Raw genomic sequence first — 25,451 nt, 5'->3', positions numbered from 1 at the left:
AGAGCCAGTGTCTGCCTTGGGACGCTGGGGCCGGGGGCAACTAATCTGATGACCGGTGTTGCTGATGCCAACATGGATCGCGCGCCAGTGGTTGTAGTTACTGGACAAGCTGACAGCCGGCGACAGCACAAAGAGAGCCATCAAAACATGGATGTGGTGAGCATGTTCCAGCCGGTTACCAAATGGGCAAGTCCCATTATTAACCCGGAAAATATTCCCGAAGTAGTTCGTAAAGCATTTAAGCTAGCTGAAACGGAGAAACCTGGCGCTTGCCATATTGAGCTTGCCGAAGACATCGCCTCCCAATCGACTAGCAATATCCCCATTCCGAGGCAGCGTCTCCGCCGTGCTGTGCCAGACGATAAAATTGTCGGCCAAGCCATGGATTTGATTCGTCAAGCGAAACGTCCGGTGATTCTTGCGGGCAACGGTGCTATCCGCAAGCGGGCAAGCAAGCAGCTGCGCGAATTTGCCGAAGCTACGAACATTGGCGTTATTAACACCTTTATGGGAAAAGGCGCGGTTTCTCGTCACGCTCCCTACAGTTTATTTACTATCGGCTTACAGGCGAAAGATCTCGTCGCTTGTGCGGTTGATGCTGCTGATTTAGTGATAACCTTGGGCTATGATTTGGTAGAATACCATCCCCGTCTGTGGAATCATGGAAGCCAGAAGAAAATCGTGCACATCGACTTCTTGCCAGCAGAGGTAGACGAAGATTACCGCGTTGATGTTGAAGTTGTTGGAGATCTAGCGCATACCCTGTGGATGCTCAATGAGCGGGTTAAAGACACCCCTCTCCAGTTCGATGGTCATCAACACGAGACCATTCGGGAAGAGATGTTGGCTGAATTTGCCAGACACAAAGATGATGAGACAGTCGGAATCATCCGCCCTCAAAAGGCACTCGGGGATGTGCGTGAAGCATTAGGTCCCGACGATATTTTGTTGAGCGATGTGGGAGCGCATAAAATGTGGGTTGCCCGCTATTACCAATGTGATGAGCCAAATACTTGCTTCATCTCCAACGGCTTCTGCTCTATGGGATTTGCGCTGCCGGGCGCTATCGCGGCAAAGATGGTGTTTCCAGAACGTCGTGTACTCGCTATCTGTGGGGACGGTGGTTTTTTAATGAATGTGCAGGAGATGGAGACCGCTAAACGTTTGGGAACAAACATTGTGGCGATGGTCTGGGAGGATGGCGGTTACGGGCTGATCTCTTGGAAACAGGACAACCAGTTCAACCGCCACACTAATCTCTCGTTCAGCAACCCGGACTTTGTTAAGTTAGCAGAATCCTTCGGTTGGGAGGGATTTCGAGTTAAAAATGCTGTAGACCTCGCTTCCACCTTGGACAAGGCATTTCACGCCGATAGCCCGGCACTGATTGTGATTCCGATTGATTATCGGGAAAATGCCCTGCTGACGGAGCGTTTGGGAAATATTGCCTGTCCGATATAATCGATTTTAGGCTTGACGTGGTTTGTGGGACATGCTACAGTAAGTTTTTGTTTTTTTTTGATAAACTTCCACTCGCATAATCATGAATCATACAACTACCTTTCGCCGCTTATATAACCGGAGGAGGAGTAAATGCACGTAGGTACACAGCAATTTAACACATCAGATGAAGATCTAGAATATTTGGCAAGACACGGGGTTTTCAACAAGAATGAAAATTTCATCACATTCCACCGAGCGTACGGCTGGGATGTGAAGGAGTTGAAAGAAAAAAAGGAAAAGTGTGCTAGGTTCGGTGTTGACATGGAGATGGTCGCCATCCCCCTCGCTCACCTGAATGTCAACGGGGGCGGTATCCCCAACTTCATGCTCGGTAACTATGAGGAAGGCGATAAGGAGATTGAGCTTGTCTGCAATATGATAAAGCAGGCTGCCGAGGCTGAGATACCGGCAATCAAGTACTTTCTTTGCGCACTAGAGAACCAGCGCACGGAGAGCAAACCGCCCGGACGGGGCGGTTCTCAATACAGCACATGGAACTTGAAGGAAGCGGACTCAACCACGCCGAGATTCGATGAGCCGGTCACCGCCGAAATGAACTGGGCACGGATTACCTACTTCCTTGAGCGCGTGATCCCCGTGGCAACCGAGTACAAGATCCGAATGGCTTGCCACCCATGCGATCCGTGGCTGCCACCCGGCTACAAAGGTGTCGATCGGGTGATGGGAGGATTCGACGGTTTCAAGCGTTTCATCGAGATTTGCCCCAGCCCGTATCACGGCGTCAACCTATGTCTCGGTTGTATGGCAGAGAGCGTGACAGACCCCCGGAATGAGGTTCCCGACATTATCCGCTACTTCGGTTCTCGGAAGAAGATATTCCTGTGTCATTTCCGCAACATTATCGGTGCCCGCAACAAGTTTCAGGAGGTTTGGCCCGATGAAGGGGTGATGAATATGCGCTGGAACATGAAAGCCCTCAAAGAAGTGGAATATCCGCACATGGTCGTCCCCGATCATGCGCCGGGACATAAAGATCCAGAGAGTGGTCGTCAGGCATTTGCTTATGAGTTCGGCTACATCAAAGCGATGATGCAGGCGGTCATGGATGAGGATTAAAGTTCGTGTTTGTTCCACAAGCAGCAATTTACTAGCACAAGCGTGAGAAAGCGCACGAACTCAGCAGACCAAAATATGCCCAACAATCATCTACCTCTTCACGGACACAATTGGGAAAAAGTCAAAGCCGAGATGGAAGTAGCGCAAAAGAATGACTCCCCTTGGTACAATGAGCATATGTTCATTGGGGGAAGCTACTTTGGTGGTGAAGATGTCGTGGAGGTGGCGAACGAAGCGTATCAGATGTATATCAATTATAACGCGCTCTATGCCACCAAGGTCTTTCCCAGTCTTGTCCGGTACGAAACCGATATTGTTGGGGCACTGCTAGAAATGATGAATGCGCCGATGGGGGCGAGTGGTAGTATCACCACCGGCGGCACCGAGAGCTTGATTATGGCAGTGAAGACAGCGCACGCATGGGCTCACGACCACCGTCCGGGGGCAACACCAGCCGAAATTGTGGTGCCTCATGCGGCGCATCCTGCCTTCGATAAGACGGCACATCTGATGGGAATCAAGGCTGTGCGTATGACCCAGAGTCCTGATTTTCGTGCGGACATCAAAGCGATGGAACGGGCTATCAACGACAACACCATCATGCTCACAGCGTCTGCTCCTTCCTACCCTTTTGGTGTGACTGACTCCATTTCCGAAATTGCTACCCTCGCTGAGAGACACGGTTTGTGGCTGCATGTGGATGCGTGTCATGGCGGCTTCATCTTCCCTTTTGCACGCACACTAGGTTATTCCATTCCTGACTACGACTTCGCGGTTCCCGGTGTCACTTCAATCTCGGTGGATGTGCACAAGCTGGGCTATGCCAACAAGGGAGTGTCTGCACTGCTATTGCACGATGCCAGCTTGGAGACCTACCAGCGATATACTTTCGAGGATTGGCCCTCTGGCGTGTATTCCACACAGAACCTGATGGGCTCACGTTCCGGTGGTGGACTGGCATCCGCTTGGGCGGTACTGAACTACCTGGGCGAAGCAGGCTATCTTGAACGTGTAGGCAAGATTCTTGATACTAGAGAGCAATTTCTTGATGGCATCCGGAGAATCAATGGATTGGAGATCTGGGGCGAGCCAGAAGCATACCTTATCGCCTTCGGCTCCAACGCTTTTGACATCTTTGCGGTTGATGAAGGTATGGTAGAACGCGGCTGGTTAAGCAGTCGCCTGCTGGACCCGCCAGCTATCCATCTGTTCTTAGACATGTCGCATACATCTATTGTGGCTGGTTATCTGCACGATTTGACTGAAGTTGTGAACGCAGTCAAGTCCGGCAAAATTCAGAGCAGGGAAAAAGGTGCTTTGTACTCAAGATGATGCACTTGATTAATTTCTCACGTTTACTCTGTGGAACGTAATATTAGGACATTGACAGGAGGTATTAAACGCCATGACACCCGAGGTGGCATTTAAGAAACGGAATCAATTGACTAAAGATGGATATTGTGTCGTTGACGATATTTTGACACAAGATTTTCTCGAAGAATTGCGCCAAACATCAGACCGGCTGCTCGACGATATGGAACATCCACCACATTGGAAGTATCAGGGGTCAGACCTTCACGTCAGAGGAATTGATGAGTTAGCAATTGATCGGCTCATCCACTGGCAACCCACACGCGATGCATTAGAGGCGATGGGCTTGGGTGATTTCAAGTCAACCGGCGGATTCATCATCTTGAGCAAACCGCCGGGAGGACCGCCCCTCTACTGGCACCAAGATTGGATGGGTTGGAACGACCCAATCAGCACCGCTCCGTGGCCCCAGTATCTATTTCTCTCCTACTACCTGATCGATACCACCCTTGAAAACGGCTGTTTTCGGATTATCCCCGGTACGCACTTGAAGCGTATCCCCCTGCACAATGGGTTGGTACAAGCTCATGCACAGGGCGGCTACTATGTAGAGGAGGACGATCCGTATATGTTCTGCGACCATCCCGACGCAATCGACCTACCGGTGAAAGCGGGATCGCTCGTGATCGCGGAAGGACGGGTGCTACACGCGGCGCGGGGAAACCAGAGTGACCAACGACGTACACTCTTACTGGGTTGGCACACCCGTCCACCGACGCCACCGGACTATTGGACAGGCGATGTGCCTGAAATCATCAAAAACCGTGACCCTAACGCCCAATACGAAGCGACGCGAGAACCGGGCGAATATCTTGTCTGAAGTATGATAAAGCTGTCCCCATTGAATTAGAAATGAGGAGAATCGGACTATGAAACTCGGAATTGGTTTCGGTCAGGCTGCCCTGACAGAGGAAAACCTTCAGTATGCCAAACAACTTGGTGTAACCCACGTCATCATACACGGTCCGCGATTTGGAGAACAGGGTGTTCTGGAATTTATCGAATTACTACGAACCCGAAAATTCATCGAATCGCACGGTCTAGCGGTTGCGGGCATCGAAAATCTGCCGGTAGACCACTGGGACAAAGTCCTTCACGGTGCACCCGGTCGCGATGAACAGATCAAGAAGGTTTGTGAAACGATTGAGAACATGGGTAAGGCAGGCATTCCAATTCTTGGCTACTATTTCAGTATCGCAGGGGTCTGGGGACATTGGCGCGCCTACGACAGTGGTGGTGGACGCGGCGACGCCGGACTCAAGAGTTTCGATTACAATCTCGTAAAAGATGCACCGGTTGTAGAAACAGGGCGGGTAAGCATTGAGGAGATGTGGGAGCGATTGGCTTACTTTTTGGAGCGCGTCGTACCGGTCGCGGAGCGTGCCGGTGTCAAATTGGCAGCACATCAGGATGATCCGCCGGCAGAGGAGTTGCGCGGAACGGGACGACTCCTGACGAGCCACGAAGGGATGAAGCGGTTGATTGAAACGGTGCCGAGTCCGAACAATGGGTTAGAATTTTGCCAAGGGACAGTAGCAGAGATGGGACCTGACCGGGCGATAGACGCCATTCGCTACTTCGGTGGGCAGGACAAGATTTTCTACGTCCACTTCCGCAACGTTCGGGGACAGTTTCCCAAGTTCGATGAAGTGTTTATCGACGAAGGGGATGTCGATATGTTTGAAGCTATGCGCGCGTACAAGGAGGTGGGATTCGATGGTGTCATCATCCCTGACCATGCTCCCCGCGTGGCAGGTGACAGTGACTATCGGCGTCAGGGTGTGACATTTGCACTTGGATACATGAGGGCGCTGATGCAGATGGTCGAGAAATTGCCATAGCGGATAATTGATAATCTAAATCGGGAGAATTGTATGAACAAAATCAAGATTGCTCTCATCGGTGGTGGTGGGATGGCAAATGGAGTTCACTACCCTTCCCTCGCAGCGTTTGACGATGTGGAACTAGTAGGTTTATGCGATTTAATTCCATCGAAGCTGCAAGCAACAGCCGAGCGATTTCAGATCGAAAAAACCTTCACTGACTACAAACAGATGTTGGAAGCAACAAGCCCGGACGCTGTGTACGTCTTGATGCCGCCGCAGCATCTATTCGCTCCCGTCATTCATTGTCTGTCGCAGGGGCACCACGTTTTTATCGAAAAACCTCCCGGCTTAACGCTCCATCAGACCCAAGAGATGGCGCTGGCTGCCGAGCGACATAACTGCAAGGCGATGGTTGGATTCAATCGACGATTTATTCCGCTTATGCGTCAAGTCAAGGCAATCGTCGAAGAAAAAGGACCCATCATCCAGTGTATGTCCACATTCCACAAAAATACTCCAGACGCACTATACTACGATGGGATCATTGATGTGTTGACGTGTGATGCGATTCACGCCGTCGATGCCCTGCGTTGGATGGGGAGCGGAGCAGTCAAGGCTGTGGCGAGCGATATTAACAGCTTCGGTTCGGAGCGGGAGAACAGTTTCAACGCCATCGTGAAATTTGACAGCGGTGCATCGGGGTATCTTTGTACTAACTGGGCGGTCGGTGGACGAATCCATATCTTTGAGATGCACGCTCCCGGTATCTCCGCGTATATTAATCCGGACGCAGGGGGCGGTGCCGTTATTCATAGCAGTGAGGGTGTCAAAGAGATAACAACCGTTGAGGCGGCTGGAACGGATGCCAATCATAAGGCTTATGGGTTCTACGGCGAAAATCGTCATTTCGTGGATTGTATTCAGGAAGACCGACAGCCAGACACCTGTTTTGCAGATGCAGTCAAGACAATGGAACTGGTTCAGGAAATTTACCGGAACCGGATTGATTGAGGAGCAATCAAATCTAAGTCAAAGAAGTCTATATACTCATAACTAACAAACTGTGATACAGGAGAACTATAAAAAATGCTCGTTTATATCGGAACATACACACAGGGCGAGAGCGAAGGAATTTACGTTTACCGTCTCAACACCTCCTCCGGTGCTCTCGAATATGTCAGCGTGGCGACAGGGATTGATAACCCCTCCTTTCTAGATTTGCACCCCCATAAACCGTATCTCTACGCAATAAACGAAATTTCGGAGTCTGATGGGAAGTCTGGCGGGGCTATCACCGCATTTTCCATCGATGAGGGGACTGGGGAGCTAACGCGCCTAAATCATCAATCTACAGTTGGCCCGGGACCGTGCCACCTGAGCATTGATGCGACAGGGAAGTTTGTGCTTGTGGCAAACTATGGTGGCGGTAGCGTATGTATGCTACCTATACATGACGACGGGACGTTGGGGGAAGCGACCGACTTCATTCAACACCAAGGTTCAAGCGTTGATTCGGCGCGTCAGCAGGGACCACATGCGCATTCAATTATGATTGATCCAGCCAATCGATATGCCTTCACACCGGATCTGGGCCTCGATAAGATCTTGATTTACAAGATCGACCTGACAAACGGGAAACTGATCCCGAATGATCCACCGTGGGCGGAGGTCGCCCCGGGCGGAGGACCGCGTCATTTCGATTTCCACCCTAGCCGAAAATATGCCTATGTCATCAACGAAATGGGCAATACAGTGACCGCTTTCACTTACGATGAATCGAGCGGAGCACTCACGGAGATCCAAACGATTCTGACACTCCCTGACGATTTTGATGGGACGAGCCACACCGCCGATGTCCATGTCTCACCATCGGGGAAGTTCCTCTACGGCTCCAATCGAGGTCACGACAGCATTGTGATTTTCGCGATCGATTCAGCAACAGGCACCCTCACCTATGTCGATCATGAGTCGACGCAGGGCGAAACACCGCGCAACTTCGCGATTGATCCGACGGGAACCTTCCTATTTGCCGAGAACCAAGGCACGGATACCATTGTCACATTCCGCATTGATTCCGACACAGGAAAGCTGACAGCAACGGGGCATATAGCCGATGTGCCGATGCCTGTGTGTATAAAGATGAGGTAGGCTTTGAGTATAAAGAGGTGAAATTCTATGCGTACGATTCCTACAGATACGTCTCAACCAACAACTCGCGTTCCTATTGAGGATTCCCTGCCGGACCAGCTCGTTAGTTTTGGCGGTGACGGTGAACCCAAATCGGCTCGTTCCATGCTTCAGACCTTAGTTGAATTCGAGGAAGAGATTGGGCTTGACTCAGACAGCTATTCACTGGGGGGCAATGTCCAACAGATTGAGGAAAAAATGGCGGAGCTGTTGGGCAAGGAAGCCGCCGTTTTTATGCCGACCGGCACCCTCGCAAACCATCTTGCGGTTCGAATACTCTGTGGAGATAAGCCACGTGCAGTTGTGCAAGAGCAGAGCCATCTGTATCAGGACAGCGGCGACTGCGTTTCCCGTCTCAGCAATATCAACCTCCTACCGCTGGCGAAAGACCGTCCTCATTTCACGATCGAAGAACTGAAACGGGCGGTCGAGAATTCCGAGTTGGGACGGGTGCTGACTCCGGTCGGTGCTCTCATGATCGAGAGTCCTGTTCGACGTCAGGAGGGCAAGGTCGTTCCCTTCGATGAGATGCGGGCGATAACCAACTACTGCCGGGAGCGAGGAATCGGCACCCATCTCGATGGCGCGCGTCTCTACATGATGTCGGGTGCGACGGGGGTTTCGGTGAAGACGTACGCCTCCCTATTCGACACGGTATATGTATCCCTGTACAAGTATTTCGGTGCACCATTCGGATCGGTGTTGGCGAGTACCTCCCAATTCTGCGATGGGCTATACCATGACCGCCGTATGTTCGGAGGAGGTTTAGCGTCTGCCAATTTTGCGGCGGCATTGGCATTGAAAGGTGTGGAGGGATTTGAGGAACGTTACCACACCGCCATGAAACGTGCCACAACGTTATTTGATAAACTAAACACACTGGCGGGTATCCACGTTGGCCGTATTGAGAACGGCTCCAACATCTTCCCGATGGATTTGTCCCGGGATCTGGATTTAGATAAGTTTGTGAAAATTCTTCAAGAGCGGTCGGTGTCTGTTTCTGTGGGGGATCCGGATATACGGCGGAGCACACTCAGGGTGAATACAACCATCTTGAGGCAGGATGTTGATACACTATTCGCTGCCTTTTGCTCCGCTCTCGAAGGTAGTCGGTTATGATCTATTCTTCCTATAATAAAGTGGAAATCTATCAAGGGCACACATATGAATGAAGTCTATGAATTAACCGTCTGTCCATGGACGCCCGGCCATCCGCGGAATGACCACCAACTTATCTTTCCGTTGAACGATGGTCGTCTGATGCTGGTTTGGTGCGAATACTACGCGGACAGTCCTTCACTTGTCATGTTTGTACCGTACGCCCACCGACGGATTGGGGACAACATGCCGTGCCGCATCTCAGCAAAAATATCCACCGATGTCGGACGGAGTTGGAGCGACACATTTACCCTGCAAGATAATATTGGCAATATGAACGTGAAACATCCAAACCTGCTCCGACTCCCGTCAAATGAGATTCTATTCACCTATACCGTACGCAACTCCGTCAGTGATTTAAGGATTTATATGAAGCGTTCTAACGATGAGTGCGAATCGTGGAGTGACCCTCGCCAGATCTCCTCGCTGTCGGGAATGAATTTCACTAACTGCGACCATATCCTTCAACTCCGTTCTGGTAGAATCCTGCTGCCCGCACATCACGGCGCATTCCACGGGAGGGGAGACCACTATCAGGCACTTTGCTACCACTCCGATGACGATGGTCACACGTGGACACCGAGCAAGGTAGGGATGGACCTACCGAAACGGGGTGCCGAAGAACCTTCCATTGTGGAGTTGCAAGGTGGTTCTCTCCTTGCAGTCATTAGGAATAGTCTAGGCACAGTTTACAAGTCCTATTCCAATGATGGTGGGGAGAGTTGGACACCGCCCGAATCGACAGGACTAGCGGCACCAGCCTCTCCACCACTGTTGAAACAAATTCCTACCACGGGTGATTTGTTGCTCATTTGGAATCATAACGCCGACCTCGACCACCCCCATCAGGGCGATAGAAACCCGTTGACAGCAGCCATTTCTAAAGACGAAGGGAAGACATGGGAAAATATCAAGGACATCGAAAACCATTTGGGATACGACAGTGCCTACGCTGCGGTGACCTTCGTTGACGATGAAGCGCTCGTAACCTATTACACTCGTTCCATCGCAACCTACGGCGAATCGGTCAAGCTGAGGATTTTTTCGATAGATTGGTTCTATCAGTAGAACGGTTGCGGTATACCGCTTCACCCGTTGAATCTCCTCTCATGGCAAACCTTTATTAGGTCAAGTAGGGTTGTTTAGCGAGGTGTCGGGATTCGGAGATCCCTCCTACAGAAGCACTCTCACCGCAAACCCCTATTACTGGTATGACTTTAACCTTGACGAGGTGACGGGCTTTGGCTTACAATGCGTCGTTGAACGTCCAATACCGGTTTAGACTTTTGTTGCCCCTAAAGACTATTGACTATGGAAAATTGCAAAACAATGTCGGTTTAATAAAGAAAATCACGATAGATTTCGATTAAACAAGGAGATTATATATGCAAGCTATTGATGCAGTTGCACAAATTTTGAAAACTGAAGGTGTTGAGAACCTATACTGTTTCCCGGCGAATAGCCTCATTGATGCCTGTGCAAAGGTCGGCATTCGGCCAATCATGGCGCGAACAGAACGGACACTGATCAATATGGCAGATGGATTCAGTCGCATTTCCAACGGTGACCGTTTGGGGGTTGCATGTGTCCAGTCCGGTCCCGGTAGCGAGAATGCGTTCGGTGGGGTCGCCCAAGCGTTTTCGGATTCTGTTCCGATACTGATGCTACCAGGCGGGGTCGCTCGCCGTACCCACGGTATCCCCACCCATTTCCAGGCGGTTCCAAACTACGGCGGTATCACGAAATGGGTCGCTCAAGTCAACTTTCCAGATCGGATCCCAGCCATGATGCGCCGTGCGTTTAGTCTGCTCCGGACGGGACATCCGGCACCGGTGATGCTTGAGATTCCGACCGACGTTGCCAGTGAAGATATCGACGACAGTTTCGACTACAAACCCCCTGAGAAAATCAAACCCGCTGGCAATCCCAGTGACATCGCAGCGTCGGTGAAAGCCTTGCTCGCTGCAGAATCTCCAATCCTCCACGCAGGACAGGGAGTCCTCTACGCCGATGGAACAGACGAACTGATAGAATTTGCAGAATTGACGGGTGTTCCTGTGATGACGACAATGGCTGGCAAAAGCGTGTTCCCTGAAAACCATCCGCTCTCTCTCGGTGCTAGTGGACATACCGGTACTGGGATGGTTAAGCATTTTCTGGGGAAAGCAGACCTTGTCTTTGGACTTGGTTGCAGCCTATCAACATCGGTCATGTCCACACCGATTCCCGATGGAAAAGTGTTGATCCACAACTCGATCGATGAACTGGATATCAACAAAGATTACGCAGCCGATTATGCGATTATCGGTGATGCGAAAATTGTCTTGGGACAACTGATTGATGAAGCGAAAAAACAGTTGGGTGGAGGCACACGCGGTAGTGACGCAGTGGTGGGAGAGATCAAAACCGTGAAGGAGCAGTGGTTAGCGGAGTGGATGCCAAAACTGACCTCGGATGAAACTCCTATCAACCCGTATCGTGTTGTTTGGGATCTGATGCAGGCTGTAGATCGGACACAAACGATTGTCACCCATGATTCAGGGAATCCGCGCGATCAGGTCCTCCCCTTTTACGAAGCGATAACCCCGCACGGCTACATCGGTTGGGGCAAATCCACGCAGCTGGGATACGGGCTTGGATTGATTATGGGTGCGAAAATGGCTGCGCCGGAAAAACTCGCTGTCAACATCATGGGAGATGCCGCCTTCGGTATGGCGGGAATGGACTTTGAGACCGCTGCGCGGGAGCGAATCCCCATCTTGACGATTATGTTCAACAATTCGGCACTTGGTGGCTACGAGAAGCACATGCCCGTCGCAACGGAACGCTTCCAGACGAAGTTTCTATCCGGCGATTACGCGAAGGTTGCAGAAGGATTAGGAGGATACAGCGAAAAGGTCGAAAATCCGGCGGACATTATTCCCGCTATTCAGCGTGCCCAGAAGGAGACAGAAGCGGGTAAACCTGCCCTGCTTGAAATCATCACGCGCGAAGAAACCGACTTTTCGCAGGGAATTTAGCCATAAGATGTGAGGAGTGGCTGATTAAGTGTTAATTAGCCACTCCTCAAATCCCATCACCGGAGTTCGCAATAGAAAGGAGTCACCACTCATGGCAGACTATCAACCGCTCGATTTGTCAACATTATGCAACGCAGGACTCGAAGTTTTAGGCGCAAACGTGGATGCCCCCTTAGGCAAACAAGCTTTCCGTGGTCTCCCATTTTTGGTAAACGCGGACGGTTCAAAATGTTTCATTGCACTTAATGACGCTTCGGGAAACGTGACTATTCCTGTCAACCAATCTGCACGTCGTATTATCATCGCACATCGACTGTTAGACTCTGACCTGATGGAGGGTGGAGCACTAGGAAAACCTGTGGCGGATTATGTGTTCCGTCTAGCGGAAGGTACCACAATCCGTATTCCCATCCGTGAGCGATTTGAAATTGCAGATCTCGGTGGTGGAGGCTCGCCATTCCACGCACTCCCGGATCAGAACGACCAACTGATGTCGCGTCATGAGGGGAAATGGGAGGAGATGGGTCGGCGTCAGACCGAAGTATCGCGCGGTACAGCACGAGGTTACTACCTGTGGGCTTGGGAAAATCCCCATCCAGACCGTGAAGTCGAAGCACTGGAGATTATTCCGAGTGGCCCCCGTTTCATCATCGCTGGCGTTACACTCTCGCATCTCGACGAGCATCCTTTTGTCAGACAGGGTAAGCGTGAAGCGCGCCTGATCCTGACCGATCCTGAGGACGCAGAAAAGCCGTTCGACCTTGACGTGGAGGTGGATCGGGGGATAGCGACTTATGTTCACCCCTTGCCCGAAGCGTCAGTCGATGATTTCGTCGACGATGATTTCGCCGGTTGGGGGGAAGCGCAGAACCCCAAGTCGAGCCCAGCCTATGTCGAGGTTGCTGCCATTCCGTCAGCGACCGTGACGGTAAAACAGGGTGAGGAAAAGGTTGGCGAGGTTCAGTGGGGCGATGTCGAAGAGAAGAAAGTGGTCGAAACCTCACGAATGCGTGTGGAACTCTTGGACCGTGGACGGAATTGGGTTCACGTCAACATCCTTGATGACGACACGGGCAAACCCGTCCCTTGCCGTGCTCACTTCCGTTCGCCGGAAGGGATTCCCTATCAGCCATACGGACATCACAATCAGGTCAATTCTAACCTCGGCAGTTGGCATATTGACATCGGCGGTGATCTCCGACTCGGACAGATCACTTACGCTTACATCGATGGTCGTTGTCAGGGGTGGCTACCGCGCGGTGAGGTCATCGTGGATATCGCACGCGGATTTGAGTATGAGCCTCTACGAACACGGGTGAACATCGAACCGGGGCAACGCGAACTGACTTTGCGCCTCAAACGATGGGTTCACATGAACGCGGAGGGCTGGTACAGCGGCGACTCGCATGTTCACTTCCTTTCGACACAGGGGAGTCACACGGAGTCGCAAGGCGAAGACCTTAATATCGTGAACCTGCTCCCATCGCAGTGGGGCAATCTCTTCACAAACACGGAGGACTTTACAGGAAAACCGAGTATTTCGCAAGATGGGAACAACATCGTTTATGTCGGTCAAGAGAATAGACAGCACTTTCTGGGACATCTCATCCTCTGGGGGTTGAAAGAGCCGGTGATGCCGTGGTGTAGCGATGGTCCCGGAGAATCTGAACTCGGTGGAACGTTAGAAATCACGATGAGTGATTGGGCGGATCAGTGTCATGAACAGGGTGGCTCAGTCATCATCCCACATCTCCCAAACCCAAACGGCGAACCTGCCGCACTGATTGCCACTGGTCGTGTGGATGGTGTGGAAATGCTGCGTCATGCACCGTTTAATCACCTTGAATACTATCGTTATCTCAACTGTGGTTATCGCTTGCCCTTAGTTGGCGGAACGGATAAGATGAGTAGCGATGTGCCTGTTGGTATTTACCGTACCTATGCCTATCTACCGGATCAAGAATTCACCTATGATAACTGGTGCAAAAGTGTGTCGCAGGGACGGACATTCCACAGTGGCGGTCCTATCATTAACCTCACCGTGGATGGGCACAATATCGGTGATACAATGCAGTTGTCGGGGGCTGGTACGGTGGAGGTCGAAGCGTGGGCGGAAAGCATCTTTCCTATTCACACGCTCGAAATCGTCCAAGCAGGGCGGGTGGTCGCTTCGACAGAAGATAGCAAAGGTACACGGCGATTGGAGTTGAAGGCACAAGTAAAAGTGGATGGACACACTTGGATTGCGGCTCGATGTGGCGCACCCAACTATACTAGCATCCCTCATCACGATGGCTGGGGACGAGGGATATTTGCCCATACTTCGCCGATTTATGTCGCTTGCGGTGGTGAGTGGTGGATGTTCGACAAGGATGCTGCACAGTATATGCTCACGCTCATTGACGGCAATCTGACCTATATCCGTCAAACCGCCGCCCGGCACGAGCCCGGCATGGCAACGCACCATCACGGTGAAGATAATCATCTCAGCTACCTAGAGCGCCCCTTTGTCGAGGCGCGTGCAGCGATTCACCGGCGGATGCATCAATTGGGGATAGCGCATTAGTGAAACGTGAAACGTAATGTGTTTCTCTTTATGTAACGCAAGTTGTTAGTAGCCGGCATATTCAAACCAATAGCCCCTAATGTTTGTGCAAATTGTATCATTTCTGTAGGTCGATTTTCCATAATCGACGTTTCAGCGTCGAGATGTGAATCTCGACCTACAGGTTCTGATGGATTTCCAATAACTAGCAACTTAGGTTTATGTAGTTGTTGTCAATGTCAAACAAAACAAAAAGCAGAAATAACGGAGGTTCTGTCCATGACCGAACTGATGTCAAGCGGCTCCGATAAACCAGAAGATTTTAGTTTAACTAAGGAACAGATTACACAGTTCAAGCTCAACGGTTTTCTCGTAGTCGAAGATGTGCTATCTCCGGAGGAAGTGAAAGCGCTTGCCGCCCATACCGACCTAATAGCAGCTGGCAAGGCAGAAAACATTCCGGAAACTAGCATTCAACTTGAAGCGGTTTTCCGAGAGGGTTCAAAGCCTGTCACGAATCAGGTCTTATCGGTCCGTAAGCTATACAACCTTGCTGTCTACGACGAGGTGATGTGGGCGCATGTCTGTAACCCCAAAATTGTGAATATTATAGCGGCACTGCTGGGCACCGATGACATCAAGATGTACGGCGATCAGCTATTCATGAAAGCGCCGGAGGGAGTGGGTACAGCGCAGCGTTGGCACCAAGATTCTGCCTCATGGCGCGACATCTTTCCGAAAGATTTGGTTACTGCATGGACATCCATTGACCACGCAACGATGGAGAATGGGTGTCTGAATTTCGTTCCCGGAACACATCGCTGGGGCATGATGCGTGGCGAGCAATTAGCCCCGTTTCTGGAAGACTTGGGAAGCGACGAATGGCCGATTGTCCCTGTACCGTTAAAGCCCGGCAGCATTAGCTTTCACCACAGTCTCACGCTGCATCAAAGCGGTCCTAACAACTCGAACACGCGTCGCCGCGGCTACGCCGTACACTATATGCGCGCGGTTTCTCGCAAAGACGAATCGGTAACCGATGCGCCCAAGATGCCTCCCTTCAAGCAGGTGCGAGGGAGAGCCTGGCCGGGACGTGTGTGAGGGCTGAGAGGAAAATGTCAAATCGACAACGGCTGGTGATAACAGTCTTTCTATTGCTTGCGAATTCTACCTTTGGATGTGCAATCTCGGTGGCTCTGGCAAATCCTCCACACCTTACCTCTGCAACTCCACTGTCGCAAACTGCCATTCAGTTGCGATTTGACCAAACACTAGACCCTGAATCAGCAGAGAATGTGTCAAATTATCGAATCGAGCCACGGGTTGAGATTGAATGGGTAACGCTCGATTCACGGATGAATATCGTACAACTGTACACCACTCTACTCGAAATTAACAAAAGATATATCCTGAGAATTGAAGGGTTAATTGACGCAAAGGAAGAGGTGCCTATCACCCTGCCGGAAACGATGGAGATAACCTTTGGTGAAGGTCAAGGGGTGACGTTTTCAGAGGTCACGCGAGATACGACCTTGATTGTCCATCCGCAAAAGAAGGAGAGAAACTATAACGCCGGTGGGGAAGAGTTTTTACTGTGTACGCCTATCGGCGGTGTCTTTTTTGTCTCTTTTGACATCATGGAGGCGTTTGAGGAAATCGGTATCATGGGGGAGGCTAGCATCTTGGAGGCATCGGTCAACCTTTATGTGGAATCTGTTGACAATGATTCCCCCCAGCAGATTATTATTCGGCGTGTTCTGCTCCCTTGGCATGAAGGCGTACAAAAATCGCAGCCAGCCCAAGAAAACGAGCTCACCTATAACAGTGCGATGCACCAAAATTTCCCGTGGAATAAACCACCAGCACAAGCGATGTTGGAAGGGGTTAACGGCGAGGACGCGAGCGATTACAACGGCTCGGAGGATGTCGCGTATCAAATTGATGGATTGACCGAAATCGGAGCAGCCGAAAGGCGATATGTCTGGAGTGGGACTCCGGTGACAGAAGCCGCCCGTTTTTGGTTGGCTAACCCCGATTATAGCTACGGCTACCTGTTTGCGCTGCGGGATGGCACGGCATCGGTCCGTTTTTCCTCGAAAGAGCAGCCCAATGAGACTCTCCGGCCTGTCCTGACGATTCGATATCGGACACAGGTAGAAAACAACGAGTAACGCGCTGGGGGAAACACCAGTTATGTTGTCAGATAAGTCCTTATCTGAGCCAATGTTCGTTCGGATGCCCCCAGATTTTCCTCAATGACCTGTTTTCCGATTTGCCCCATTCGAGTCCGTTTTGCCGTATCGGAGAGCAGCGACGTGAGCACTTCTACCATCGCCTCGGCGTTATTAATCAACTGAGCTGCTCCTCGCTCTTTTAGGATGCCTGCTTCATAGGCATTATGAATTGTGGGACCGAATAGAATCGGTTTCGCCATCGCCGCCGGCTCCATCACGTTGTGAACGCTCCCGTGGAAACTCCCACCGACGAAAGCAACATCTCCCAACCGATACAGTTGCGCTAATAAACCAATGGTGTCAATTACGATGACATCAGTTTCGCTCAGATTAACACCTTCCTGTAATTCCGAAATACATATCCGTGAAAGCCCCAGATGGTCAAGCTGCGCCTGGATCTCATCAATCCGTTCCGCTGTTGGCTCATGGGGCACAAGGATTAAATGCGGTAGGGTCTCGCTATCGGGGTTATGTGATGCGTTTTCACGTAAGCGGTGATAGGCTTCAAGCACTACCCGTTCCTCCTCCAAATAGGTACTTCCTGCAATCAAGATTGGACGTGCTAAGGTCGATTGACCCGGAAAAAATTCGGTCTCCCCATTGATAGCAACTGCGCGTTGATAGACACGATCAAAGCGGGTATCCCCTGTTACCTCGATCTGTGCGGACGGCGGACATATCATACGAAACCGTTGTGCATTGTCCTCCGAAATCACACAGTGAACCGAAATATACCGATGGACCTCTCTGAAGAATGGGCGTGCAAAGGACGCTAACCGTTTGGACTTCGGGTGCAGCGTTCCCGCAATGAGCGCTATCGGTACCCTGTGCTTGGCGGCATGCCAAACGAGGTTGGGCCAGATGTCAAACTTGGAGAAGACGAGTAGAGAGGGCTTAATAATTTGAAACAGACGTTTTGCGTTTCGAGATGTATCCAACGGAAGGTAGATAGCGGCGTCGTGGTGAGGATAGCGCGTGACATTGGGGTGGACGGAGGGAGAGAAGTAGGTTAAGACGATGCGCACCTTATCTTTGAGCCCTTCGATGAGTGGCTTGGCTTGCTCAAATTCGCCGACAGAGGTGAAATGAAACCACGCTGTTTGGTTCAGTTCTCGTGCTGAATTCAATTGCCCTTTGATTGAATCGAAAGCACTCCGCCGCCCGGCGAGTCCTTCGCGAATCTTGGGACTAAAACGGGCGGCGGTGTAAAACCCAACGGTTAGCGCGGGAATTACAAGGGTGTTATAGAGCGTTTTCCAGAGCATGGTATTACACGGCGTGCTTATAGTGCGGAGAGGATTTTGTCTTTGAGCGTATCTTTGGGATGTGCACCGACAATTTGCTCGGCAACGTCCCCTTCCTTAATGACTAGGAGCGTTGGGATACTACGAATACCATATTTCATTGCAGTTTCACGGTTATCGTCTACATTCAGTTTGCCCACTTTGAATGTGCCAACATGCTCATCAGCCAGTTGTTCAAGTGATGGGGCAATCATTTTGCAGGGACCGCACCATTCTGCCCAAAAATCAACAACAATCGGTGTATTGGAATTCAAAACAGTGTCTTCAAAGTTATCATCAGTAATTTCTAAAACATTCTTAGCCATGAGTTATCTCCTTGCGAACATGGTAGTTAAAAAAGCATTAATATGATACCCTACAAAATCGACAGAGTCAACAGTATTACCATCAATTTGCGTCTGGCATTGCCCGTAAATCGTTCACCGTCTTTTTGAGATTTTCAGCGATTTCCTTTTGTACGAGAAAAACTGTATCCGGTGCATTCTGCAAGCGTCCGTAATGGTGTTCATCATCAGCGAGTTTTCCGATTTCCAGTAGGTGCTCTGTTCGATCTTTTAGTGTGACGATAAGTCGAATTTCCGGGGTATCAAATCCTGTCGTGGTTGTGGGGGGTGACACTGCTAAAAACGCTTCGACTGTCAACCGGTTTACCTGCTGGATGATATTGCGAACCGCTCCGTTTTTTGTTTGTTCTTGTACTGGATGCGTGAGTCGCCAATTCGTTCCCTGTTTTTGACAGGTAAGGTTGACATCGCCGTGCTTCAAGACAATTTTAGCAGCATCGTCACCGTCAAAATCGAGGATCTGTTTGTTTCGGAGTCCCGCAACTCTCCTCCCAACGAGGTCGAGGAGTTCTTTCTTGACTAGAAAGACGGGGGTAGCGTTTTGGGCTTTGACATAGACATTATCATCCTTCATCTTGCCCACAAGCAGGATAGCAGGTTCAGCGCTCGGCACCATAAATGAAGCCTCAATCGAGGGGGCATCCAAGCCGTAAGGCTGAAGGTTCTTCGGTTGATCCTCGACAAACGCAACAGCCCTCAGGGCATCTACGCCAAATAGTAGGTCATCAACTGCCTTCCCATCTGCCTTCAGCGCAACCGGCGAGGTAATCTCCCATTCACCGTCCACATTTTTCTGACACACTATCTCGCTATCGCCTTGACGGATCGTAAACCGATGGGTGGCTGTGCGCTGAAAGTCGATAACCCGTTTATCGCGGAGATCGAAAACAGTTCTGTTCAATTTCGTGTAGATCTCTCTGTTGACCGCGTAAACGGCACGGTGGTCTGAACGTGCGACATAAATCCGTCCGGGTGTCTCTGCATCGCTACCGATTTGTAGTTCTTGTATCGGATCATCAGTCGTGAATTGGAGTGTGACAGTCACTCTTGGTTGCGAAAGCCCGTAATCGGCAGGATCATATTCACCATCTGCCTCAAAGACCACTGCCCTCAAGCTGCCAAGTGCGGATAAGATAGCTTCAATCACTCTGGCATCGGCTTTTGACTTCACTGGTTGAATCATTTCCCATCTGTTCGTATCGCCTGTTGTATCGGGATTTGAATCGACCTGTTTCTTGCAACGAATTTCGGGCTGGTCTCCCACTTGAAGATGGAGTGTTCCAACCTCAGCCGGTGAAAACTTGAAGACGTTTCGATCCCTTAGATCTGAAGGTGATTTTGTAAAATCATCAAGTGCACTCGATTCGATCAGAAAGATGTGAGATTCAGATCGCTCCTTTGTATAAACAGAATAATTGACAGTCCTATCACCGATGAGGAAGACTTTGGCTGGAGTTTCTCCCACTGTCCACAGTTCGATTTGGATATTGGGTGGCTGTAGGCCGTATTGCGCTAGATCTTCCGCTCCGAGCGTCTGCTTGATCTTCTTTTCCAACAGATCTTGCAGCATCTCATTAATCTTCGATGCGTCGGCATCAGCGGTAAAGGGTGCCCGCAATTGCCACATATCATCGGTGTTTTTCGCCAACGTTAGGGATTGATACGATTCGTCCTTGAACGACAAACGAATCTGGCGAATCTTGTCTTTACTGAGCGTGTAAACCTCGCGAATCTTTTGCTGATCGGTCTGTGACTCCTCTGCATCGGGAGCTGGACGCCCGAAGAAGAAATATGCACCACCAAGTAGGACAAATACTACAAGGATAATCAGTGTTGTTTTGAAATTCATATATGAGTCACCTCCTATATAACCTGTGTGCCATCCCACCATCCAATCTATGACAAGCTAAACGTTCTCTTTTGGCAGTTGGTAACAAGCGACTTTCGTCTTTTCGCGTGTGTAGTAACCGCATCAGATAAACCGGCTACTTTGCAACAATGACTGTGCCGGTATCAAAACTCTCACCCACTTGCATTTGGTAGATGTAAACGCCGCTTTCGACGAAATTCCCGACTTCATCCTTGCCGTCCCATGCCAAGTCACGCTCACCCGGATCTGCAGCCTTTAATTCCCTGACGAGCACACCGCTTATATTAAAAATAAGGACACTAAACTCGCCCTCAACGCCTTCAATAGCGCGATCGGGAAATATAACGCGATTAAAATCGGGATTGTCCGAGAGAGGGGTGAACGGATTAGGAAACGGTTTGCCTAGGATGCGCAGGACTTGGGAAATCTGTTTCGAGTGATTGCCCACTTCATCCACCGCTTCAATAGCGTAGGTAAAAACGCCGATCCCGAGTGTGCGTTCATCCACAAACACATTGGCTTCCTCTACAGAAATTTCCACACTGCTGCCGGTCCGGTCTATTAGAGGCGTGAGTTGTACCCCGGACCTACCGAAGAGTAGCCTATACTTGACGACATCAGGGGTTGGACTGGCGGTCCAACTCACGTTGATTACATCGTCGGATTCAACAACGCCAAGGCGTTCAGGGGGTTGAGGTGGAGCGGTATCCGGTAAGACTTCGATGATGATAGTATCGGAACGCTCAGATCTCAATAGCGGTGTTTTATAGGCTTCAATTGCGTAATCGTGCGTTCCCGGTGCGACATTCACATCCAGAAACATCTCAGTATTCCGACTGGAATCGAGCTCGACTTTGATGTCAATCCGTGGTGCATCGTCGCGATAGATAAAGTGGCCAATCACATCTGGATTATCGGATTTCTGCCAAATCAGAGTGACATCGTTTTCACCGTTTGCATCCCTTGTGCCCCTGAATCTTTCGACCGGTTCGGGAGGTACGTTGGGGATGATTTGCAAGGTAAAATCGTCGTTATTTAATTTGCCATCTGTGTTGCCCGGTTGGATAAATCCGCCAATCGGTACATCGTCCAAATTTCTGAGACGTGCTCTAAAAGTAACTTCTTCGGCAGTGACATCTTCTGCAAGCGTGGGATTCGGTGCTTTGCCATCGAACACAATCTCATTGAGGGTATTCTCAAGATCTGTGATTGGTTCGTCTAAACGAACGTGTAACCGATTACCTGCGGGCTCTGGAACGGCACCGATCTGTTGACCGTCACGAGAAAAGGATTTAAAGTTTGATGGTTCAACGACGAATCCTGCTGGTAGTATAATTTCAATTGTTTTGATGTCTTCATCAACCGGTTTAGCGAGCGAACGGTCAATCCTTAGGGTGACGATTAGTGTCACTGTTGAGCCTGCGGGAACCAGCCCTTGGTCGTCGTCTTTAACGTTGATTTCGCCTATCGATGTAACCGCTGCAGGACCACTAACTGCAAAACATGCCACAAAAAAGGCAATCAATCCAGCAAGAAGATGAGGTTGTCTTTTCTCGTTCATTTAAACGTAAGGTTCAATGAGAACCGTTGGGTTGTGTTGTCCGCTAGAATTCCTGTGACTATCTGAAAAGCGTAATCTAGTTGGAGTCGAAGTGCAGCGACTGGCAGTTTCACACTGCCGCCGAGTGCAATACCGGTTGCGCGATTGACACCGCTCCTTAGTGAATAGCCCGCACGGACACCAATCATTCTGTTGAGCCACAATTCGGCACCGGCGTGAATCTGTCGATCCCCATCTCGAAAGGTAACTTCAAAAAGCCCCAGTCCTGACTTGAGCACTTCCCGCAGCGCTTCCTGCTTGGTAGTAGCAGCGATTGCGGCAAGGCGATACGCTAAGCCGACACGAATGTTTCGGGGAACGAGATCTTCTCCTACTTCAGAGACGCTGACATTTGCAGGGAACAAATTTTCCGCTGAGAGCCCAAGGGTTAAGCCTACCACCGGATTTGCCAGCATACCGAGATCGAAAGAGAAGTCAGCGGCGGAGGTATGGGCGAAAAATTGAGAGTTGTTGTTAAGATGCGCGGTAACGGATTCGTTATTCTTAGCGAAACGATTGCTAAAGGATTTCAGGTTAAAACCTAGCGCAAACTTCTGTAAGAAGGTTTTTCCGTAAGATATGGTAATGGTTTGTTCCCTATAAACCTCTGAATCTTCACTCAAGATACCAATACTTGCACCGAACGAGCCTACAGATCGCAGCGGCAAGACTCCACCAATGTGGTTATAATTGATGAGCCCTCTGAACCGTTGTGCTGTTGTCATGCTGAGGTGAGCAGTATCAATGTAACCAAGTCCGGCAGCGTTGTAGCTGGCCGCATTGCCATCATCAGCTAGTGCCACGAACGCACCTCCCATTCCGAGTGGTCGTGCCCCTACACCGATATCATTAAATGCGGCGACAGCACCTCCTGTACACAAGATCAGCAGTCCAATTATACTGATAGCGATTCGCATCTTATTTTTACCCCTGCGATTTTTCGTTGCTGAACAGAGATAAATCCTTCGCTTTTTTAATCTGTATTGAATCTTCAGGAGTGAATCTCCAGCTACTTGGTGCTAGGCTTGGACAGCCCGCCGCACATTTAAAGCCTTCTCATTCTTCAAGTGGGATAGCGTGTGCTACGAAGCGGTTCGTGATTGCAGTTTTTCGCCATCTTGATGTGTCTCGGAAATCAGACCGGAAACCATTCCTGCAAAAAAACGTAACTCACAACGCACATATCAGAAATTATCCATAGTTCTTGTCGACGGTGGTTGCGAAATAAATAACCGTTCAACTGAGTTTGATTTTTATGCCGGTGGCGACCATACGCCCAGCACGTTCTGCTGCGGTTTCGATGAGTGTTGTTGCGTTTTCAATCGCCGTTTCCAGAGCCATCGGTTCGGGGACAATATCAATCATCGCATCAATTCCTGCATCATAGACGCCATCAGAATTATCAGCGATACTACCGGCTATCGCAATCACAGGGATGTGATGTATCTTTGCAACCTTCGCAACTCCAACAGGTGTTTTGCCGAAAACAGTTTGAAAGTTAATCTGTCCTTCACCAGTAAGAACAAGATCTGCACCTGCGACGCGCTTACTCAATTGGGTCGCCTCGGTGACGATTTCAATACCCGATTTTAACGATGCATCTAGAAAAGCCATTAAGCCTGCACCTAATCCGCCGGCGGCACCTGCCCCGGCGACGTTCCCCACAGATTTACTGAGGTCTCGCTGCACGATCTTGTCAAAATGTGTTAAATTCGCATCCAGCACCTCGATCATTTCAGGAGTTGCGCCCTTTTGAGGTCCATAGACATGCGAGGCACCTTGTTTGCCTGTGAGTGGGTTATTGACATCACAGGCGACCACAGTTTCTGTTTCAGCGATGCGCGAATCCAGTTCGGAAAGGTCGATTGAACTGAGTGTCGCGAGAGAGCTGCCCCCCGGTTTTATCTGCTCACCACTTGCTGTGAGTAGCCTTGCGCCAAGGGCTTGTGCCATACCTGCGCCGCCATCATTTGTCGCACTGCCACCGATCCCAATGATCAATTTTCGACATCCTTGCGCTAGGGCAGCTCGAATAAGCTCTCCTGTGCCGTAGGTTGTTGTGATGCGTGGGTCGCGTTTATCAGGAGGAACAAGTGTTAAGCCAGATGCCGCCGCCATTTCGATAACCGCTGTGACTCTATCGCCGAGCACCCCATATTGGGCATCGATTGAGTTGCCAAGCGGATCCAGCACCTGTGCAGTTAAAATCTCTCCATCAGTTGCATCGACAAGAGATTGCACCGTGCCCTCACCACCATCTGCCATCGGTACTTTTTCAATAGCCGCATCAGGAAACACACGGCGCAAACCGACTTCTATTGCTTCTGCTGCTTGCAATGCGGTCAGGCTGCCTTTGAACGAATCAGGGGCAATAACGATTTTCATTGTGTGCTCCGGGCGTAATGCGTAAAATAGAATACAAGCAAATACACGCATTAACTCATTTACTTTCGAATTCCTCCTTTATCCTATCACGGGAAACAAACCGTGTCAAGGAGAGGTTATCGGTCATTGCTATATTACAAATGCGGAGAATTACAAGCACAACATGCACATTGTTGATAGAAATACAGAAGAAGATCGAAGAAACATCATCTATTTTGATTTGGAAACACAAAAATCCGCCCAAGAAGTTGGCGGTTGGTCATATATTGACCGGATGAAACTCGCTATCGCTGCGACATATAGTACCGCCGATCAGCAATACACAACTTTTCAAGAGGCGGGTGTTGCGCAACTGATAAATCAACTCACAAAAGCAGACCTCGTCGTTGGATTTAATCTTAAGGGTTTTGATTATGTTGTCCTTCGTCCATATACACCGATAAACTTGTGGCAGTTGCCAACTTTTGATATGTTGGAACACGTCAGACGTGCCCTGGGATTTCGCCTCAGTCTTGATGCGCTTGCGAGGGAGACGTTGAGAGAGTCCAAGTCAGCGGATGGGTTGCAGTCTCTGCGATGGTGGAAAGCGGGCAGGGTTGATCTGGTTGCGGAATACTGTCGCAAGGATGTCGAGATCACAAAGCGATTGCACGAGTATGCCTGTCAACATGGGCACCTGCTGTTTCGCGGACGGGATGGTAGAGTTCGGCGTGTGAATACAACGGCGTGGTGAATTGATGTAATACCCTCAGGACTTACGCAAATTGAACAGAAAATTGGCGTATTTTGCTGAAAAATCGTTATTTGGTTGCATCTAACCCCCTAAATCCCCCTTATCAGGGGGACTTTAAGAGGAAATGCGTAAGTCCTAACCCTATAGCATTGAGTGACGCAAGTTGCGCCTTGTCATACTGTTAGGACTAGAAAACGGGTATTTGACGTGCTCCTAAACCTAAAAGGATTGGGATTCTTACACGCTGTGCCAGCCGTGTTCACAGTTAAGGGATCTCACCTTAACAGGCCCACG

The 25,451-nt window shown here is 50.1% G+C and carries 20 protein-coding genes; 14 read left to right on the top strand and 6 right to left on the bottom strand.

Annotation, left to right across the window (positions count from 1 at the left end):
• From J4G02_03760 to J4G02_03700, 13 genes are all read left to right on the top strand, one after another.
• On the top strand, nt 1-1,461 hold a 1,461-nt coding region (locus J4G02_03760), incomplete at its 5' end, for an acetolactate synthase large subunit (protein MCE2393709.1).
• 132 nt (nt 1,462-1,593) lie between these two features.
• Nucleotides 1,594-2,580 carry a mannonate dehydratase gene (locus J4G02_03755; GenBank protein MCE2393708.1) on the top strand — a complete coding sequence of 329 codons (987 nt, stop codon included), beginning with the start codon at nt 1,594-1,596 and terminating at the stop codon, nt 2,578-2,580.
• A 75-nt stretch (nt 2,581-2,655) separates the two neighbouring features.
• Nucleotides 2,656-3,912 (top strand): aspartate aminotransferase family protein, encoded by a 1,257-nt coding sequence (locus J4G02_03750; protein ID MCE2393707.1) that lies wholly within the window; start codon nt 2,656-2,658, stop codon nt 3,910-3,912.
• Between the two features lie 73 nt (nt 3,913-3,985).
• Entirely contained in the window at nt 3,986-4,771 is a 786-nt protein-coding gene (locus J4G02_03745) for a phytanoyl-CoA dioxygenase family protein (GenBank protein MCE2393706.1), read from the top strand.
• A gap of 49 nt (nt 4,772-4,820) precedes the next feature.
• Nucleotides 4,821-5,792 carry a mannonate dehydratase gene (locus J4G02_03740; protein MCE2393705.1) on the top strand — a complete coding sequence of 324 codons (972 nt, stop codon included), beginning with the start codon at nt 4,821-4,823 and terminating at the stop codon, nt 5,790-5,792.
• A gap of 33 nt (nt 5,793-5,825) precedes the next feature.
• On the top strand, nt 5,826-6,788 hold the full coding sequence (locus tag J4G02_03735) for a Gfo/Idh/MocA family oxidoreductase (GenBank protein ID MCE2393704.1): 963 nt from the start codon (nt 5,826-5,828) through the stop codon (nt 6,786-6,788).
• Between the two features lie 75 nt (nt 6,789-6,863).
• Nucleotides 6,864-7,925: a lactonase family protein gene (locus tag J4G02_03730; GenBank protein MCE2393703.1), complete on the top strand. Its 1,062-nt coding sequence runs from the start codon at nt 6,864-6,866 to the stop codon at nt 7,923-7,925.
• A gap of 27 nt (nt 7,926-7,952) precedes the next feature.
• Nucleotides 7,953-9,083, top strand: a complete 1,131-nt coding sequence (locus J4G02_03725; protein ID MCE2393702.1) for a DegT/DnrJ/EryC1/StrS family aminotransferase — start codon at nt 7,953-7,955, stop codon at nt 9,081-9,083.
• A gap of 45 nt (nt 9,084-9,128) precedes the next feature.
• Nucleotides 9,129-10,190 (top strand): exo-alpha-sialidase, encoded by a 1,062-nt coding sequence (locus J4G02_03720; protein MCE2393701.1) that lies wholly within the window; start codon nt 9,129-9,131, stop codon nt 10,188-10,190.
• 317 nt (nt 10,191-10,507) lie between these two features.
• Nucleotides 10,508-12,142, top strand: a complete 1,635-nt coding sequence (locus J4G02_03715; protein ID MCE2393700.1) for a thiamine pyrophosphate-requiring protein — start codon at nt 10,508-10,510, stop codon at nt 12,140-12,142.
• Nucleotides 12,143-12,233: 91 nt separating this feature from the next.
• The gene (locus J4G02_03710; GenBank protein ID MCE2393699.1) at nt 12,234-14,708 is read left to right on the top strand and encodes a CehA/McbA family metallohydrolase; all 2,475 of its coding nucleotides are present in this window, start codon (nt 12,234-12,236) and stop codon (nt 14,706-14,708) included.
• 258 nt (nt 14,709-14,966) lie between these two features.
• On the top strand, nt 14,967-15,788 hold the full coding sequence (locus tag J4G02_03705; GenBank protein MCE2393698.1) for a phytanoyl-CoA dioxygenase family protein: 822 nt from the start codon (nt 14,967-14,969) through the stop codon (nt 15,786-15,788).
• Nucleotides 15,789-15,802: 14 nt separating this feature from the next.
• On the top strand, nt 15,803-16,858 hold the full coding sequence (locus J4G02_03700; protein ID MCE2393697.1) for a hypothetical protein: 1,056 nt from the start codon (nt 15,803-15,805) through the stop codon (nt 16,856-16,858).
• Between the two features lie 20 nt (nt 16,859-16,878).
• Here the strand turns inward: J4G02_03700 and J4G02_03695 are convergent, their stop codons facing one another.
• From J4G02_03695 to J4G02_03670, 6 genes are all read right to left on the bottom strand, one after another.
• Nucleotides 16,879-18,186 carry a hypothetical protein gene (locus J4G02_03695; GenBank protein ID MCE2393696.1) on the bottom strand — a complete coding sequence of 436 codons (1,308 nt, stop codon included), beginning with the start codon at nt 18,184-18,186 and terminating at the stop codon, nt 16,879-16,881.
• Nucleotides 18,187-18,203: 17 nt separating this feature from the next.
• Entirely contained in the window at nt 18,204-18,530 is a 327-nt protein-coding gene (trxA, locus tag J4G02_03690; protein MCE2393695.1) for a thioredoxin, read from the bottom strand.
• Nucleotides 18,531-18,612: 82 nt separating this feature from the next.
• Complete coding sequence (locus J4G02_03685; protein MCE2393694.1) at nt 18,613-20,418, bottom strand: DUF4340 domain-containing protein; 1,806 nt, start codon at nt 20,416-20,418, stop codon at nt 18,613-18,615.
• Between the two features lie 136 nt (nt 20,419-20,554).
• Complete coding sequence (locus tag J4G02_03680) at nt 20,555-22,000, bottom strand: hypothetical protein (protein MCE2393693.1); 1,446 nt, start codon at nt 21,998-22,000, stop codon at nt 20,555-20,557.
• Complete coding sequence (locus J4G02_03675) at nt 21,997-23,034, bottom strand: hypothetical protein (protein ID MCE2393692.1); 1,038 nt, start codon at nt 23,032-23,034, stop codon at nt 21,997-21,999. Before J4G02_03675 ends, J4G02_03680 begins: the two co-directional genes overlap by 4 nt.
• Before the next feature lie 241 nt (nt 23,035-23,275).
• Entirely contained in the window at nt 23,276-24,424 is a 1,149-nt protein-coding gene (locus J4G02_03670) for a glycerate kinase (protein MCE2393691.1), read from the bottom strand.
• 163 nt (nt 24,425-24,587) lie between these two features.
• Between J4G02_03670 and J4G02_03665 the strand changes: the two genes are divergently transcribed.
• Nucleotides 24,588-25,157 (top strand): ribonuclease H-like domain-containing protein, encoded by a 570-nt coding sequence (locus J4G02_03665; GenBank protein ID MCE2393690.1) that lies wholly within the window; start codon nt 24,588-24,590, stop codon nt 25,155-25,157.
• Nucleotides 25,158-25,451 lie beyond the last annotated feature (294 nt).

This window comes from Candidatus Poribacteria bacterium (assembly GCA_021295755.1).
GTDB lineage: Bacteria > Poribacteria > WGA-4E > WGA-4E > PCPOR2b > PCPOR2b.
The sequence above is the reverse complement of the archived record's forward strand: the minus strand, read 5'-3'. Positions and strand labels throughout refer to the sequence as shown.

Coding starts and splice junctions, on each gene's coding strand:
- J4G02_03755 (MCE2393708.1), top strand. CDS start 1,594: ATGCACGTAGGTACACAGCAATTTAACACATCAGATGAAGATCTAGAA.
- J4G02_03750 (MCE2393707.1), top strand. CDS start 2,656: ATGCCCAACAATCATCTACCTCTTCACGGACACAATTGGGAAAAAGTC.
- J4G02_03745 (MCE2393706.1), top strand. CDS start 3,986: ATGACACCCGAGGTGGCATTTAAGAAACGGAATCAATTGACTAAAGAT.
- J4G02_03740 (MCE2393705.1), top strand. CDS start 4,821: ATGAAACTCGGAATTGGTTTCGGTCAGGCTGCCCTGACAGAGGAAAAC.
- J4G02_03735 (MCE2393704.1), top strand. CDS start 5,826: ATGAACAAAATCAAGATTGCTCTCATCGGTGGTGGTGGGATGGCAAAT.
- J4G02_03730 (MCE2393703.1), top strand. CDS start 6,864: ATGCTCGTTTATATCGGAACATACACACAGGGCGAGAGCGAAGGAATT.
- J4G02_03725 (MCE2393702.1), top strand. CDS start 7,953: ATGCGTACGATTCCTACAGATACGTCTCAACCAACAACTCGCGTTCCT.
- J4G02_03720 (MCE2393701.1), top strand. CDS start 9,129: ATGAATGAAGTCTATGAATTAACCGTCTGTCCATGGACGCCCGGCCAT.
- J4G02_03715 (MCE2393700.1), top strand. CDS start 10,508: ATGCAAGCTATTGATGCAGTTGCACAAATTTTGAAAACTGAAGGTGTT.
- J4G02_03710 (MCE2393699.1), top strand. CDS start 12,234: ATGGCAGACTATCAACCGCTCGATTTGTCAACATTATGCAACGCAGGA.
- J4G02_03705 (MCE2393698.1), top strand. CDS start 14,967: ATGACCGAACTGATGTCAAGCGGCTCCGATAAACCAGAAGATTTTAGT.
- J4G02_03700 (MCE2393697.1), top strand. CDS start 15,803: ATGTCAAATCGACAACGGCTGGTGATAACAGTCTTTCTATTGCTTGCG.
- J4G02_03695 (MCE2393696.1), bottom strand. CDS start 18,186: ATGCTCTGGAAAACGCTCTATAACACCCTTGTAATTCCCGCGCTAACC.
- trxA (MCE2393695.1), bottom strand. CDS start 18,530: ATGGCTAAGAATGTTTTAGAAATTACTGATGATAACTTTGAAGACACT.
- J4G02_03685 (MCE2393694.1), bottom strand. CDS start 20,418: ATGAATTTCAAAACAACACTGATTATCCTTGTAGTATTTGTCCTACTT.
- J4G02_03680 (MCE2393693.1), bottom strand. CDS start 22,000: ATGAACGAGAAAAGACAACCTCATCTTCTTGCTGGATTGATTGCCTTT.
- J4G02_03670 (MCE2393691.1), bottom strand. CDS start 24,424: ATGAAAATCGTTATTGCCCCTGATTCGTTCAAAGGCAGCCTGACCGCA.
- J4G02_03665 (MCE2393690.1), top strand. CDS start 24,588: ATGCACATTGTTGATAGAAATACAGAAGAAGATCGAAGAAACATCATC.